At 63.1% G+C, this 13,926-nt stretch carries 13 protein-coding genes; 5 read left to right on the top strand and 8 right to left on the bottom strand.

The features are described 5' to 3' along the window. Positions 1-3: 3 nt before the first annotated feature. Genes AC5SSZ_RS09390 through AC5SSZ_RS09380 form a run of 3 tightly spaced genes read right to left on the bottom strand, consistent with a single transcriptional unit; the run spans position 4 to position 3,340 of the window. Positions 4-1,152, bottom strand: coding sequence for a substrate-binding domain-containing protein (locus tag AC5SSZ_RS09390; protein ID WP_495438034.1), 1,149 nt, complete (start codon positions 1,150-1,152; stop codon positions 4-6). Positions 1,153-1,181: 29 nt separating this feature from the next. After that, entirely contained in the window at positions 1,182-2,564 is a 1,383-nt protein-coding gene (iaaH, locus tag AC5SSZ_RS09385; RefSeq protein ID WP_495438033.1) for an indoleacetamide hydrolase, read from the bottom strand. A gap of 59 nt (positions 2,565-2,623) precedes the next feature. Continuing rightward, positions 2,624-3,340, bottom strand: coding sequence for a helix-turn-helix transcriptional regulator (locus AC5SSZ_RS09380; RefSeq protein ID WP_368997371.1), 717 nt, complete (start codon positions 3,338-3,340; stop codon positions 2,624-2,626). Here AC5SSZ_RS09380 and AC5SSZ_RS09375 point away from each other — a divergent pair. Next, positions 3,339-3,569, top strand: a complete 231-nt coding sequence (locus AC5SSZ_RS09375; RefSeq protein WP_495438031.1) for a hypothetical protein — start codon at positions 3,339-3,341, stop codon at positions 3,567-3,569. The genes AC5SSZ_RS09380 and AC5SSZ_RS09375 overlap by 2 nt on opposite strands. Positions 3,570-3,713: 144 nt before the next feature. Here the strand turns inward: AC5SSZ_RS09375 and AC5SSZ_RS09370 are convergent, their stop codons facing one another. Together AC5SSZ_RS09370 and AC5SSZ_RS09365 are read right to left on the bottom strand one after the other, a co-directional pair. Continuing rightward, entirely contained in the window at positions 3,714-4,283 is a 570-nt protein-coding gene (locus tag AC5SSZ_RS09370) for a thermonuclease family protein (protein WP_065273219.1), read from the bottom strand. A gap of 351 nt (positions 4,284-4,634) precedes the next feature. After that, entirely contained in the window at positions 4,635-4,904 is a 270-nt protein-coding gene (locus AC5SSZ_RS09365) for a DUF6455 family protein (RefSeq protein WP_082996122.1), read from the bottom strand. Positions 4,905-5,694: 790 nt separating this feature from the next. Here AC5SSZ_RS09365 and glnE point away from each other — a divergent pair. The 4 genes from glnE (at position 5,695) to AC5SSZ_RS09345 (ending at position 10,598) form a co-directional block, all read left to right on the top strand. Beyond that, entirely contained in the window at positions 5,695-8,493 is a 2,799-nt protein-coding gene (gene glnE, locus AC5SSZ_RS09360) for a bifunctional [glutamate--ammonia ligase]-adenylyl-L-tyrosine phosphorylase/[glutamate--ammonia-ligase] adenylyltransferase (protein WP_495438029.1), read from the top strand. Beyond that, complete coding sequence (locus tag AC5SSZ_RS09355; protein ID WP_065273808.1) at positions 8,486-8,755, top strand: hypothetical protein; 270 nt, start codon at positions 8,486-8,488, stop codon at positions 8,753-8,755. The genes glnE and AC5SSZ_RS09355 overlap by 8 nt, the downstream gene beginning before the upstream one ends. A 79-nt stretch (positions 8,756-8,834) precedes the next feature. Beyond that, the gene (locus AC5SSZ_RS09350) at positions 8,835-10,049 is read left to right on the top strand and encodes an RSP_2647 family RNA methyltransferase (RefSeq protein WP_495438027.1); all 1,215 of its coding nucleotides are present in this window, start codon (positions 8,835-8,837) and stop codon (positions 10,047-10,049) included. 6 nt (positions 10,050-10,055) lie between these two features. Continuing rightward, positions 10,056-10,598, top strand: a complete 543-nt coding sequence (locus tag AC5SSZ_RS09345) for an RSP_2648 family PIN domain-containing protein (protein WP_495438025.1) — start codon at positions 10,056-10,058, stop codon at positions 10,596-10,598. Between the two features lie 2 nt (positions 10,599-10,600). On the opposite strand, the gene AC5SSZ_RS09340 is transcribed toward AC5SSZ_RS09345, so the two are convergent. From AC5SSZ_RS09340 to AC5SSZ_RS09330, 3 genes are all read right to left on the bottom strand, one after another. Next, positions 10,601-11,593 carry an LLM class flavin-dependent oxidoreductase gene (locus AC5SSZ_RS09340; protein WP_495438023.1) on the bottom strand — a complete coding sequence of 331 codons (993 nt, stop codon included), beginning with the start codon at positions 11,591-11,593 and terminating at the stop codon, positions 10,601-10,603. A gap of 106 nt (positions 11,594-11,699) precedes the next feature. Beyond that, positions 11,700-12,386: a M48 family metallopeptidase gene (locus AC5SSZ_RS09335; RefSeq protein ID WP_274868817.1), complete on the bottom strand. Its 687-nt coding sequence runs from the start codon at positions 12,384-12,386 to the stop codon at positions 11,700-11,702. Positions 12,387-12,417: 31 nt separating this feature from the next. After that, positions 12,418-13,860 (bottom strand): HD-GYP domain-containing protein, encoded by a 1,443-nt coding sequence (locus AC5SSZ_RS09330; RefSeq protein ID WP_495438021.1) that lies wholly within the window; start codon positions 13,858-13,860, stop codon positions 12,418-12,420. Positions 13,861-13,926 lie beyond the last annotated feature (66 nt).

Raw genomic sequence — 13,926 nt, 5'->3', positions numbered from 1 at the left:
GGCTCAGTCCGCGCAGGCTTCGGAGGAGGCCACCTTGTCGAAGGAGGCAACGATGTCGAAGGTGCCGCCGCTGCCATCGGCGAGATAGATCGTCTGCGCCATATGGCGTCCGGTCAGTGTGTTTTCACCGCGGGGCGTGCTCCATGTGGTACCTTCGGCGGCGGCATCCATCGCGGCGACGTCAAGGCTGCCCGTCTTGTTCGCGAGCGCGGCCAGCAGCATCAGCCCTTCATAAGCGGACTGACCAAGGCCATTCAGGGCCGGCGCATCCGCCCCGAAGGCTGCCGTGTAATCCGCTGCAAAGGAAACCGCAGCGTCCGAGTCGATGGAGGCAAAGTATCCCGAAGAGGAGAAAAGCCGGTCCGCGTTCTCTGCGCCGATGCCTGCAAGGGTGTTTTCCTCGATCAATGTACCAAGGCGGAGGGCCTGCTCATCCAGACCAAACCCCGCAAAGCTGACGTTGAAGCCGACGGACCCGCCCCCGACCAACGTGATCAGAATGGCGTCGGCGCCGCTTTCCTTGATGCGTTGCAGCGAGGAGTCGAATTCAGAAACCGTGAAAGGCACGTATTCCTCGCCCACCACTTCACCGCCTGCATCGGCGATATAGTTCTTCGCGAGCGCATTTGTGTCGCGCGGCCAGTTGTAATCATGGCCGATCAGATACCATTTCGACGCGCCTTCATTTGCTGCCAGATATGGGATCACCGGTGCCAGCTGCTGGCTGGGGGTTTCGCCGGTGACATATAGGCCGGGCGCGCAGGAGTTGCCTTCGTATACAGGGGTGTAGACATAGGGAACTTGCCCGTTGAAACGCCCGGTCAGTGCTTCGCGTACTGCGGAATCATGCATGCCGACAAAGGCTTGCGCGCCTTCGCCCTTCCACAGGCGCAATGCGGCCTGTGCAGCCTCGGCCGGGGGCACGCCGACATCGGCGAAGACCAGTTCGATTGCCTCGCCGTTGATGCCACCGGCCGCGTTGATCTGCTCGGCCGCCAATGTGGCCGAGTTGCGAGTGGAAGGGCCAAACAGGCCTGCCGGGCCAGAATCCGGCACCAGCACGCCCACCTTGATATCGGCGGCGGCAGAGACCGTCCCAAGGGCCAGCGTCACCGCAGCGCTGGCAAAGAGTTTGGTTGTTGCTTTCAGCATTTTTATTCTCCCTGTGTGGATGTCGGCGTCTATCGCGCCATTGATTTTTCCGCGGCCCGCGCCAAAGCGAGCAGCGCACGGTCCTTGCCGGGCAGGCTGTCAAACTCGATGCCGACCGGAAGGCCCGAGGAAACGGGGCACGGAAGCGAGATGCCTGGGGCGCCGATATTCGATCCAATATCGGTATTGCGGATGTAGGTGGGGAAGGTGGGGCATTGGTCACCGTTCAATGTAACGGTTTCGTCCTCACCGATGGGCCGTGCGGGCAGGGGCGTAGTCGGGAAGACAATCGCGTCCAATCCGTTGTCTTCGAAGACCTTGCCGTAGATCTGCCGCATCGCTGGGCGGTGCACATCCATCGCAGCCCGGTAGGCGGCTTCCGGCATCGCCTCGTCCCCCAGCTGACTGCCGATGGCGCCTGCCACATCAGGGGATCCGATGCCCTTGATGAGTGTTTCAAAGGAAACCTCTGGCGCGTGTTCGGCCAGATAGGCAGGAAGGTCACGCATGACCTCGTAGAAAACGACCGGGAAGCTGAAGGCTTCGTTGTGCTGCCAGATGCCATCGAAATCGACGTCGACAAGCTTAGCTCCCGCCGCCGACAGCACCGAAAGCTGCGCCTCGACCGCTGCGGCAACCACCGGATCGAGGTTGTCATAGAACATGTTCCGGGGCACGCCCAGCGTGACATCGGTCATCGCAAGCTCCGCGAGCGCGGCATCATCGCCGGATAGGACCCCATCGAAGAGGGCTATGTCGCGGGTGCTGCGGGCCAGGGTGCCGACAGTGTCGCGGGTGTGGGAGATCGGCACTACTCCGTCGCTGTCATAGCGCCCGGTGGTTGGGCGGAAACCAATCACTCCGCACAGTGCTGCAGGAATGCGGCAGGAGCCGCCCGTATCTGTGCCGAGACCCGCCGGGAAGATCCCGGCTGCAACAGCGGCAGCGGTGCCGCCGGAGGAGCCGCCGGCGATCAGGCCGGGATCTGCCGGATTGTGCACCGCGCCGGAGACCGCATTGTTCGAAGTGATTCCGAAGGCGAGCTCGTGCATCCCCGCCTTGGCGCCGATGAAGCCGCCCGCCTTGGTGATGCGCTGCACAACACCGGCATCGGTGGCCGGAGTATGCCTCAAAAGCGCCTTGGTACCGCCGGAGGTCGGATAGGCCGTTGTGTTGATATTGTCCTTGGCCACGATGGGCAGCCCGGCCAGCACCGCCTCCGGGTGGGCTTCAAAGGCTGCGGCCGCCGCTTGGACAACCTGCCCGGCATCGAAACTTTGCAGCGCATTCAGATCGGCGTGTTTCGCGGCCCGCTCTGCCAAGGCTTCGGCATAGGCCGCCGGTGAAACCGATCCTTCCTTGAGCGCAGCGACCGTTGCAACGGCGTCCAAACGTTCCAAATCCAGCGTCATTCCTGTCTCCCTGATGGTTGGGAAACAGGATAGGTTTCGGCAGGATTACATTCCTATCATCACAAATGATGATTTTTCTCGGCCAAGAAAGGTGCCAGCTGGGTACGCCGGTTCAGCCCGGATTTTCGGAAGATGGAGGCGATGTGGGAGCGCAGGGTCGGCTTGGAAAAGCCCAGCTTTGCGCAGAGTTCATCATCGCTGAGGCCGGTGATCAAGAGATCGGCAACCTCGGCCTCGCGCACCGTCAGACCCAGATCATCGGCGATATGTGCAAACCGCAAGGAGGGCGTTTGCTGCGTGGAACTGCGCGCGCGGACCAGCGCGTTAACAAGGCTGGGCCCGACGGCATCCACGATCCGGGCATCCCGTGGTGTAAAATCCTCGCGGTTTGCGCCGCGCCAGATCCGCAGGTCGCCGATGTTGTCGCCCCGGTCATAGGCAAAGAAATCCATACCGTAGCATAGGCCATCTTGCTTCAGGAAATCGTTGTAGAACTCGGTCTTGACCAGCCGGTCGTGGCGCATCACTTCGCTGACCGGCGTCGCCTTCTTGCGCTTTTGCAGGGTTGGTGTGATCGGGTCGTTGAACTGAAAATAGCTTTCGTAGCGGCGCAGGTTGTCTTCGCTCATGTTGATCTGAACGCAGGACACGAACCTCTGCTCGGCATCATCCCAGACGTAAGAGGCGAAATAATCCGCCTTGAGAAGATCCAGCATCTTTTGGCCGACACGGCGCCGGACCTCGCAATGGTCAAAGGCACCACTGAGGTCTCGCATGATCGAAAAGATCAGCTCGGTTTCTGTTTCGGTTAGCTTCACTGGCACCAGTCGAAAGGGAACACGTCATTACTGTTGCAGAAAGAAACATCCACAACAAGAGGAGCGCGTTGCAAGGTCGAATCCCGATGCGGGCAAGGTGGGAAAATGGGCTGTATGGGAGGCTGCGCGGCTGAAGACCACGCAGTTTTATGTTCGGGCGCAACCGGAATTCGGCATCCCGTGCTGAATGCGAAAACTCCGCACAGACCGGGTGGCGCGGCTGCAGGTGGCGTCCGCGGGCGTCAAAAAGGGGGCTGTGCAAAGGTAAGGCCAGGGGCGCCCGGCAAAATGCGCTGGCCCCCGGTCCGGTCTGCATACGTGGTGAGAACGGTCAGTCCTGTTCGGCGTCCCAGTTCCAGGGCGGAGCGGTTTCGGCCTGCCAGATGCCGCGCGCATTGGCCTGCGCGATCGAGGCCTGCGGGACATAGCGGCCGTCGTTCTCATGCGCCCAGGCCAGTCCTTCTTCGACCAGCAGGGCCCCGACGTCGACCCCATCGGCATCGCAGGTGGCCAAGTGTCGGCCATAGTGATCCTGATCGGTGCTAAAGCATTCCACCCGCTCAGCTTCGTTCACAATGGAGCGCACCCGTTGGCGCGCCTGGGCGGCGCAATCCCAATAGGACCCGTCCGGCGTGTTGCAGCGCTGCACCGCGAGCGGCGCATCAATGTCGACGAGGCGGATGTTCAGATCGCCCATAGCCAGCGAATCGCCATCGATAACCCGAAAGTCCCGGCCCGGCGCCGACACCAGCGGCACGACCTCACCGGCCAGTTTTTCGATGCTGTGCAACTGCAGAAAGATCTTTGCGGAAATGGGATCGCCGGGCTGCAGATCGGCAGACATGGCAGCGCTGGCGGCAAAAGTAAGGGCGATACGGGCGGCAAGGTGTTTGATTTTCATCGGCGTGGCTTCTCTGATGATATTTGTCAGGTGGTGCTGATGGTTAAAAACTCGAATGAGCAGGATCATGCCCTCAAACAGGCCAATATTTGGTTAATGGTGGTGCAGACAGTGCCAGAGCGGTTCATCAGGGGCCCGCATGGCACGCCGTTGGGGCGCCGTATTCTCCCCCAGAAATCATACCGCTATGCCCCGCATCTCACCCTGGCCGAGCGGGGGGGGCAATCCAGGGAAGCCGCCCCGGGAAGTCTCAGGTGTTCAGTCTGCAGGTCTGCAGAGAGGCAGGACAAGGGCCCTTGTGGGCCGCGCCGCAGTTCGGCTGCCACAAGGCTGCGGGCATAGGTGTCGGGATTAGGGTTTCAGCCGCTCAAGGATTTCCAGGTTGGCGCAGAAGGAGGGCGCAGCGGTCGCATCGGGTTCTGCGTTGCGCCAGTGTTCGCATTTCCGCGCGCAGTTGGAGGAATTGCAGCGATGCACCATGGTGGCATAATCCACTGCGGTGATGTCACCTTTCTTCATGGCGGCGCCAAGATCGACACCGGCAGCTCTGGCGGCGGTGGACATCAGGCCGATGGATTTGCTGAGGTAACCGGGCCTTGTCAGTTTTTCTGCTGTACTCATCAAAAAAGTGTCTCCGACCCACGCCAAAGGCGCGGCTGCTGTTGGTTCGTCGCGTGTTCAAGGCGACCATTCATGTCGAGACCGGCGGAGGAGCCGACCACGTCATCAGTTGCGTTTCCAATCTGACCGACAGCGACAGTTAAGGTGAAGAACGCGGCACGAATGGGGCACCAAAGCGCCAAACGGTAAGTTTCCGTAAAGACTAGTTACGATTTTATTAGAGCTGTCCTTATGGCGGTCACGCGACACGGCCTGAGAGAGAACCAGAGGGTGGTACTCTCGCGTTCTCGGCCCGGTCTGTCCGAGTTCGGAGCTGGGGGTGTTTCTTGGACTTTTACGCCGCGATGGGGCGACCAGCCTGGTTAATGGGCGTTGCAAAAGAGATAGGCTTTTCTTGCGCGCTGCCCGCCCATTCCCCCGGCGCGGCCATGCTCATCGATGGTCCGGTTTGAACGACGGCCACTCGGTACGATACTCGCTACATCCGAAAGCCAAACCCTTTGGGAAGGCCCCAAAGGTGGGCATTTGGCTCTGGTTCCTGACAACGGGCTACTGATTACTGGCACATTCGGGCAAGGGAGAGGAGCACAGCCACACCTCACTATAACGTGATACAACCCTGGGTGGTTATGGGGGTATTCCAGACCTCTGGTTGGTTTGCTGCTCCGCCTGGTCGTTGGCACCAGATTACCGCGCCCTTATGACCTGGTGCAGCGGGCCGGGGAGAGGGTGGGCAGGCGCCGCCAAAAGGCGCATTGACGCCGGTTTCACGGCAGCACAGAGTCCCGATATGAATGCTGCCTTTGACATCACCCGCCTGCCGCGCCCCTTTGATTCCGAACTGGGTGCAGAAACCCGTGCTCTGGTGCCGTCGGCTTCGGCCGAAGTGGCTGAGCTTCTGGCCGGGACCGGCGGCTCCAGCCCCTATCTGAAAGGTCTGATCACGCGGGAGGCAGCCTGGCTGCCCGAAGCCCTGGCAGATCCCGAGACGGCGCTGGAGGCCGTGTTTGCCGACTGCCGCGCCATGGCGCCCGATCAGCTGAAACCGGGGCTGCGTCAGGCCAAGCGGCGTGTGGCCCTGCTGACGGCGCTTTGCGATCTGGGCGGTGTCTGGCCGCTGGAACGGGTGACTGGCGCGCTGACCGATTTCGGTGCGCTTTGCGCCGATGTGGCGATCAAGTCGGAAATCGCCGCGCTGATCCGCCGCAAGAAACTGCCGGGAATGACTGAGGCAGATGTGGAAACTGCAGGCGGGTTGACCATCCTCGCGATGGGCAAGATGGGCGCGCATGAGCTGAACTACAGCTCTGACATCGATATGATCTGCCTCTTTGATGAAACCCGGTTCGACCCGGATGATTTCTATGAGGCGCGTCAGGGCATGGTGCGGGCTACTCGCAATATGTGCGCGCTGCTCAGTGACAAGACCGGCGATGGTTACGTCTTCCGTACCGATCTGCGCCTGCGCCCGGATCCCTCAGTGACGCCGGTCGCCATGGCGATGGAGGCGGCGGAGCGGTATTATGAGAGCCTCGGGCGCACCTGGGAACGTGCCGCCTATATCAAGGCGCGCGCCTGCGCCGGGGACATTGCCGCAGGCGAGCGGTTCCTTGCGGCATTGCGGCCCTTTATCTGGCGCCGCCATCTGGATTTCGCGGCTATCCAGGACGCCCACGACATGCGGCTCAGGATCCGGGAAAACAAGGGCACCGGCGGTGTGATCACCGTGCCGGGCCATGACATGAAACTGGGACGTGGCGGTATCCGCGAGATCGAGTTCTTCACCCAGACCCGGCAACTGATCGCGGGCGGACGCGATGAAAGCCTGCGCCTGCGTGGCACGGTCGAAGGGCTGGCGGCGCTGGCGGCGCGGGACTGGATCCCCGCCGATGTCGCTGCAACTCTTACCGATCACTACCGGTTCCACCGCGAGGTGGAGCACCGCATCCAGATGGTGCATGACGCCCAGACCCACCGGATGCCGCAATCCGAGGATGGCATCGCCCGCGTCGCCTGCCTGATGGGGCGCGATCCGGCTGAGCTTCAGTCGGAAATCCGCGACCGGCTGACCGAGGTGCATACCTTGACCGAAGGCTTTTTCGCCCCGGATGCAAAACCGGCGGCGGCGCCTGCGCTGCCCGAGGGGTTGGATGAGGCAGTGATTGCCCGCTGGCCCACCTATCCGGCGCTGCGCTCGGCCCGGGGCGCGCAGATCTTTGATCGGTTGAAACCGGATCTTCTGGCGCGTCTGGCGCGTACCGCAAAACCGGCTGAGGCGCTTTTGGCGCTGGATGGCTTCCTCGCTGGTCTGCCCGCCGGGGTGCAGCTGTTTTCCCTGTTCGAGGCCAATCCGCAGCTGCTGGATTTGCTGGTGGATATCGTCGGCACCTCTGGCGAGCTGGCGGCCTTCCTGTCGCGCAACGCGGGCGTGTTCGACGCGGTGATCGGCGGCTCCTTCTTCGACCCCTGGCCGGGCGGCGCCAAGCTGCAGCAGGATCTGGAGGCGCTTTTGGCCGCCGAAGGCGATTACGAAACCCAGCTCGACACCACCCGGCGCTGGTGCAAGGAATGGCATTTCCGCATCGGGGTGCATCATCTGCGCGGTCTGATCGATGCCGAGGCCGCGGGCGTGCAATACGCCGAATTGGCCGAGGTGGTGATCGCCGCATTGGTGCCCTGCGTCGAGGCGCAGTTTGCCGAAAAACACGGCGCCGCGCCCGGGCGCGGCGCGGCAGTGGTGGCGATGGGCTCGCTTGGGGCCGGGCGTATCAATGCGCAGTCCGACCTTGATGTGATCGTGATCTACGATCCGCAATCGGATGAAGGATCCGAAGGCAAGCGACCGCTGGCGACGCGCCCCTATTTTGCCCGGCTGACGCAGGCACTGATCACCGCGCTGACCGCACCGATGGCGCAGGGGCGTCTTTATGAGGTCGACATGCGCCTGCGTCCCTCGGGCAATCAGGGGCCGGTGGCGACCAGTCTCGCCAGTTTCACCAACTACCAGCAGAACGAAGCCTGGGTCTGGGAGCATCTGGCGCTGACGCGGGCGCGCAGCATCGCCGGGCCTGCGGATCTGATCGCCGATATCGAAGACCTGCGTAGCGCGGTGCTGAGCGGCCCGCGTGAGCGGCTGCAGATCCTTACCGAGGTGGCCAACATGCGCGCCCGTATCGCGGCGGCCAAGGCCCCGGCGGGGGTCTGGGATGCCAAGACCGGGCCGGGCAGGATGATGGATATCGAACTCGTCGCGCAGGCTGGCGCGCTGCTCTCTGGTTCTGGGGCGCGGGATGTGGCGACTGGTCTGGACGGCGCCGTCGCATGTGGCTGGCTGGATGCCGCAGAAGGTACCAGACTGGCGCAGGCCTATCGCCTATTCTGGTCAGTGCAGACGGCGGCGCGGCTGCTGTCGGCCAAGGCGCTGGATACCGCAGCAATCGGTGAGGGCGGCGCGCAGTTCTTGTGCCGCAGCACCGGATTTGAAACGCTGCAGGGTTTGGAGCGGGACTTGGAAGACAGCTATGCGGCCTGTCGTGCGATGATCGACGGGGCGCTTGATCGGGAAGGTGCAAATGGCGCAGATGAGTGAGCAGGACCAGATGGACCCCAAGGGGCTGATCCGGGAATCCTTCCGGATCGACGGGATCGACATGTCGCAGTGCCGCAGTATCTTTCTGGACTGGGCGCTGAGCCTGCCCGGAGGGATTGATAACCGCGATGCGATGCAGCGCCTGCTTGCCAAATATGAGGACGGACAGCCGGACCACCCGATGGTCATCGTTCTGCGTGAGGGGCTGGCCGAGGTCGTGAAGCCGCGTCGGCGCGGCGGCTGGCGCAGTCGGGATCGCTAGGCTTTCGGCACCGCGCGCTATTACCGACTGGCGCGCTGCGGCCTCTTCCCCTCTATCTGCCTTGCAGCTATGAGGGGGCATGACAGACACAGCCTCCGCGCCGCAGCGCCCCCGCGTAAAACTGAAGCCCAAGGCCAATGCCCGTGCGATCCGGCATGGGTTTCCCTGGGTCTATGCCAATGAACTGGTCACCGACCGGCGCACCCGGAAACTGGCGCCGGGCACCTTGGCAGTGCTTGAGGATGAGGCGATGCGGCCGCTGGGGCTGATTTCGGTCAATCCTGACAGCAAGATCATCGGCCGGATGCTGGACCGCAACCCTGAGGCACAGATTGATCAGGCCTGGTTCGAGGCGCGCCTGTCGCGGGCGCAGGAAATGCGGACACAGCTATACGATGCGCCCTTCTATCGACTGGTCCACGCCGAGGCAGACGGACTGCCGGGTATCGTCATTGATCGGTTTGGCGACGCTTGCGTGGTACAGCCCAATGCGGCCTGGGCCGAAGCGCATCTTGAGGCGCTGACCGCCGCACTGGCCACCGTCACCGGTACGAAGGTGATCCTGAAGAATGCCTCAGGGCGCACCCGGGGGCTGGAGGGGCTGGACGATGTCAATGCCACCCTGCAGGGCGAGACGCCAGACGCTCCGGTGCCGGTTCAGATGAATGGTGCCACCTATATGGCGGATCTGACTGGTGGGCAGAAAACCGGCCTGTTTTTCGATCAGCGCGAAAACCACGCCTTTGCTGCCCGGCTGGTGGCACCGGGGGCGAAGGTGCTGGATGTGTTTTCCCATGTCGGCGGTTTTGGCCTTGCCATGCTGGCGGCAGGTGCTGGTTCGGCGACCTGTGTTGATGGGTCTGCCGCGGCACTTGATCTGGCGGGGCAGGGCGCGGCTGCGTCGGGCTGGCAGGATCGTTTTGTCGCGCGGCAGGGCGATGCCTTTGACGTGCTGGCGGCGCTGGGCAGCGAAGGCGCGCAATTTGACGTGGTGATCTGCGATCCGCCTGCCTTCGCACCGTCCAAGAACGCGCTGGAGGCCGGTCTGCGTGCCTATGAGCGGGTGGCCAAACTGGCGGCGCCGCTGGTGGCACCGGGTGGCTATCTGGGGCTGTGTTCCTGTTCACACGCGGCGGATCTGACCCGCTTCCGCAACGCCTCGGCGCGCGGGATCGGCAAGGCCGGGCGGCGCGGGCAGCTCATTCACACCGGATACGCCGGGCCGGACCATCCGCAGATGCCACAGCTGGCCGAAAGCGGTTACCTCAAGGCCGTGTTCTTCCGGCTGGACTGATCGCGCGTGAAACTGCTCCTTGATACTTGCGTTCTTTATCCCACGGTGATGCGGGAGATGCTGCTGGGCGCGGCCCGGCTGGGGCTTTTTGCGCCGCTCTGGTCCGAGCGTATCCTGGAGGAATGGCGCCGCGCGGCGCTGAAACTCGGCCCCGAAGGGGCGGCGCAGGCCGCGTCCGAAGTTGCGCTGTTACAGGCGAACTGGCCCGGTGCACTTGTGGCGCCCGCACCGGGAGTGGAGGCGCGGCTGTGGCTGCCGGATGCGGCGGATGTGCACGTGCTGGCCGCCGCCATTGCGGGGCATGCCGATGGCATCGTCACCATGAACGCCAAGGATTTTCCGCGCCACACCCTGTCCGAGGAAGGGTTGAAACGCATCGGCCCAGATGAGCTGCTTTATGATCTGTGGCTCAAGGAACAGGCCGGGATGCAAACGGTCGGCGAGGCCGTTCTGGATGAGGCCAACCGCCTGTCCGGCGGCGGCTGGCAGATGCGCCCCTTGCTGAAAAAGGCACGCCTGCCACGGCTTGCCAAGGCGCTGGCGGGCTGAAGCTAGATCTCGTTCAGGATTTCTGCCGCGATCTCGAACGAGTGCATCCGGGCCTGATGATCGTGGATCTGCCCGGTTAGGATCACCTCATCGGGCTGATACCGTCCAATGATCTCCGATAGCTGGCTGCGCACACTCTCTGGGCAACCCACGGCGGTGATGCGCAGTGCCTCGTTCACACCTGCCAGCACATGCGGCTCCAGGTGCGCGTTGATGTCATCCACCGGGGCGGGCAGCTTGCCCGGACGACCCAGCCGCAGTCGGGCAAAGGCCTGCTGCATGGTGGAGCGCAGCCGGATGCCTTCGGCGTCACTGTCGGCGGCAAAGACGTTGATCGCCATCATCGCGTGCGGCTTGTCCAGGAAGACCGAAGGCTGGAAAGAGCGCCGGTAGACCTCCAGCGCCTCTTCCAGCGCCTGCGGCGCGAAATGCGAGGCAAAGGCATAGGGCAGGCCCAGATGCGCGGCGAGCTGCGCGCCATAAAGGCTGGAGCCTAGGATCCAGACCGGCACATTGGTGCCTTGGCCCGGGAAGGCGCGCACCGGCGCCTGCGGGTCCTCCGGCGCCATGAAACCGATGAGGTCAATTACATCCTGCGGAAAACTGTCGCCGCTGGCCGCGGCGCCCATGCCGCGGCGCAGGGCGCGAGCGGTCTGCATGTCGGTGCCGGGCGCCCGGCCCAGCCCCAGGTCAATCCGGTCACCATAGAGGGAGGCCAGAGTACCGAAGGCCTCCGCCACCATATAGGGCGCATGGTTCGGCAGCATGATTCCGCCCGCGCCGATACGCATGGTGCTGGTCTGGCTGGCGATATGGCCGATCAGAACAGCGGTTGCGGCGCTGGCTATGCCGGGCATGTTGTGGTGCTCGGCCAGCCAGTAGCGGCGATAGCCAAGGCTTTCGGCCTTTTGCGCCAGTTCGGTGCTGTTCTTCAGCGCCTGCGGAATGGCGGAGCCTTCCGGAACCGGGGCAAGATCGAGCAGGGAATAGAGCATGAGAACGGCCTTGTGATCGGGTGTTTGCTCAAGATGTGGCGCCTCTGCCGGCCGGGCGCAAGGCGTGCAGCGGGGCAGAGCTACGCAAACGGGGTATGACCTTCCGTCAGACCTTGGCCCAGTCCGCCTCCAGCCTTTCGATGGCGGCGATGCGCTGTTCGGTCTTGGGGTGGCTCATCAGCCAGGCCGGCGCCATGCCCGCGCGCGACTGGGTCAACTCCTCAAGCTTGCGGAACAGGCTTTTCTGCGGTTCGACACCGATGCCTGCCTTCATCAGCAGGGCGGCTGCATATTCATCCGCCTCGTATTCATCGCCACGCGACAGCCGCGCTGCCAGAAGATTTGCCAGAAGTCCGGCAATCCAGGGGCCGACAAAAGGGATATAACGCCCGAGGATCATCATCAGCGCGGTCCTGAGGGCGTTCTGGCCGGAAAAGTCGATGATGCGTTTTTTTGAATGCCCCAGCGCCACATGCCCCAGTTCATGCGCGATGACCGAGGCGAGCTCTGCATCGCTGACATCTCCCGCCTGATACTTGGCGTAGAACCCGCGGGTGATGAAGATACGTCCATCGGGAGCTGCAAGACCGTTCACCGGGTCGACCTCGTAGATGAAGACGGGGATATCCGCGACCTCCAGCGCCGCCGCCATCTGGTCGGTCAGCCGTTTCAGTTTCGGGTCTGCCAGACGGGTTGAACGGGCGTCAAGTTCGCGGTGGGTCCGCCAGACCGAAATCCGGTAGGAGACGAGGCCATAGAGCACGGCCAGCAGAATGGGAGTGAGACGCAGCATGAGGTAGATATGGGGCGGGCAAGCCCCGCGCTCAAGCGGATTGTTGGCCGCTTTTCGTGGAAAACTGCGCGAGGCTATCCCATTCGCACTCGCCCTGCAGGGACGTCGCAGGCCAGCCGCTGGCCGTGATCGCATCCTGTAGCGCGGCATAGCAATCCGGATCGATGCCGGTGCCGGACATCTTGTCCATGATCTTGTAGGCTTCCTCCAGCGGCATCGCATCGCGATAGGGGCGGTCGGCGGTCAGCGCGTCAAAGACGTCGGCAACGGCCATGATCCGCATGTCCCGCGTCAGCGCCTCTCCCTGAAGCCCATAGGGATAGCCCTTGCCATCGGGGCGTTCGTGGTGGGCCACGATCACTTCGGCCATCCGCCGGAAGGCGCCAACCCGGCTCAGCACGTCATAGCCCCAGACCGGATGCTTGCGGACGATATCCATCTCGTCCATCGTCAGCTTGCCCGGCTTGTCCAGAATGGTGTTCGAAATGCCCAGCTTGCCAATATCATGCAGCAGCGCGGCGCGGGTCATCCACCGGGTGTGGCAGGTCGCCAGCCCCAGCTGTTCACAGATCATGCGGGTATAGCGGGCGACACGTTGGGAATGGCCGTGGGTAAAGGGACTTTTAGCGTCGATCACCAGCGAAAAGGCATGACTGATCTCATCAAGGTAGTCCTCGTTCACCTCTGCCGTGTGCAGGGCATGGGCGCAGGAGAACACCTGTTGCTCCAGTTCCGGTGACAGCAGGTCATGGGCGAAACCGGGGTCACGGATCAGGCTGGTGAAGACGCGGACCAGATCGGGGTCGAACCAGACGCCCGCGCGGTTTTCCATCTCCCGCGCGGCAGCTTCGGCGCCGAAATCCAGGGTAAAAACATCCGTCACCTGCGCCATCAGGGCGATGCGCGAAAGGAGCGGGATCTGATCGCCCTGCAGGCCCAGAGGCCGCCCACCGCCGTCCCAATGTTCATCAAGTGAGGCGATCGCCTCGGCCACCTCTTCGGAAAACCGCATGCGGCGGGCGATTTCCGCCCCGCGGCCGCAGCGATTGCGGACCAGCTCTTGCCCGATTTCGTCCCGGTGTCCGATTACATGGCGCAAAGTCTTCAGCCGCGTCAGCGGCGGCGCCCCCCGGGCTGTGCTGCGCAGCACGAAGGGCATGCCTTCGCGGCAGCCTTTGACGCGTTTGAAGGTCCGTTTGAAGGCCAGATCATCCATCATGTAGAGTTCGTTGATCCGGGCCGCGTTAGAACTGCAACCGGTGTCTTTCATCAGCAGGGTGAAATACAGATCGGTGCGCATTTGCGGCGGCAGGTCCAGCGCCTCGGCCACCTGCATGCCGATCCAGGCGCAGCGGATGCAATGGCCCTTGGGCTGGCCTTCGGTCATATCCAGCGCGTGGCTGAGTGCGCCAAGGACTTCTCCAAGACGAAGCTCCGGCCCGGCGGTGCCGTCAAAGTTTGTGCCAGTGGTCATTAAATGGCTGTACTCGATAGGGATGCAGAACTGGGCATCGACGCTAATCGCGCGTGTTTGACGATT

Source organism: Phaeobacter sp. CC-HEC084, assembly GCF_059429255.1.
This window is presented reverse-complemented; position numbering and strand designations above follow the sequence as displayed.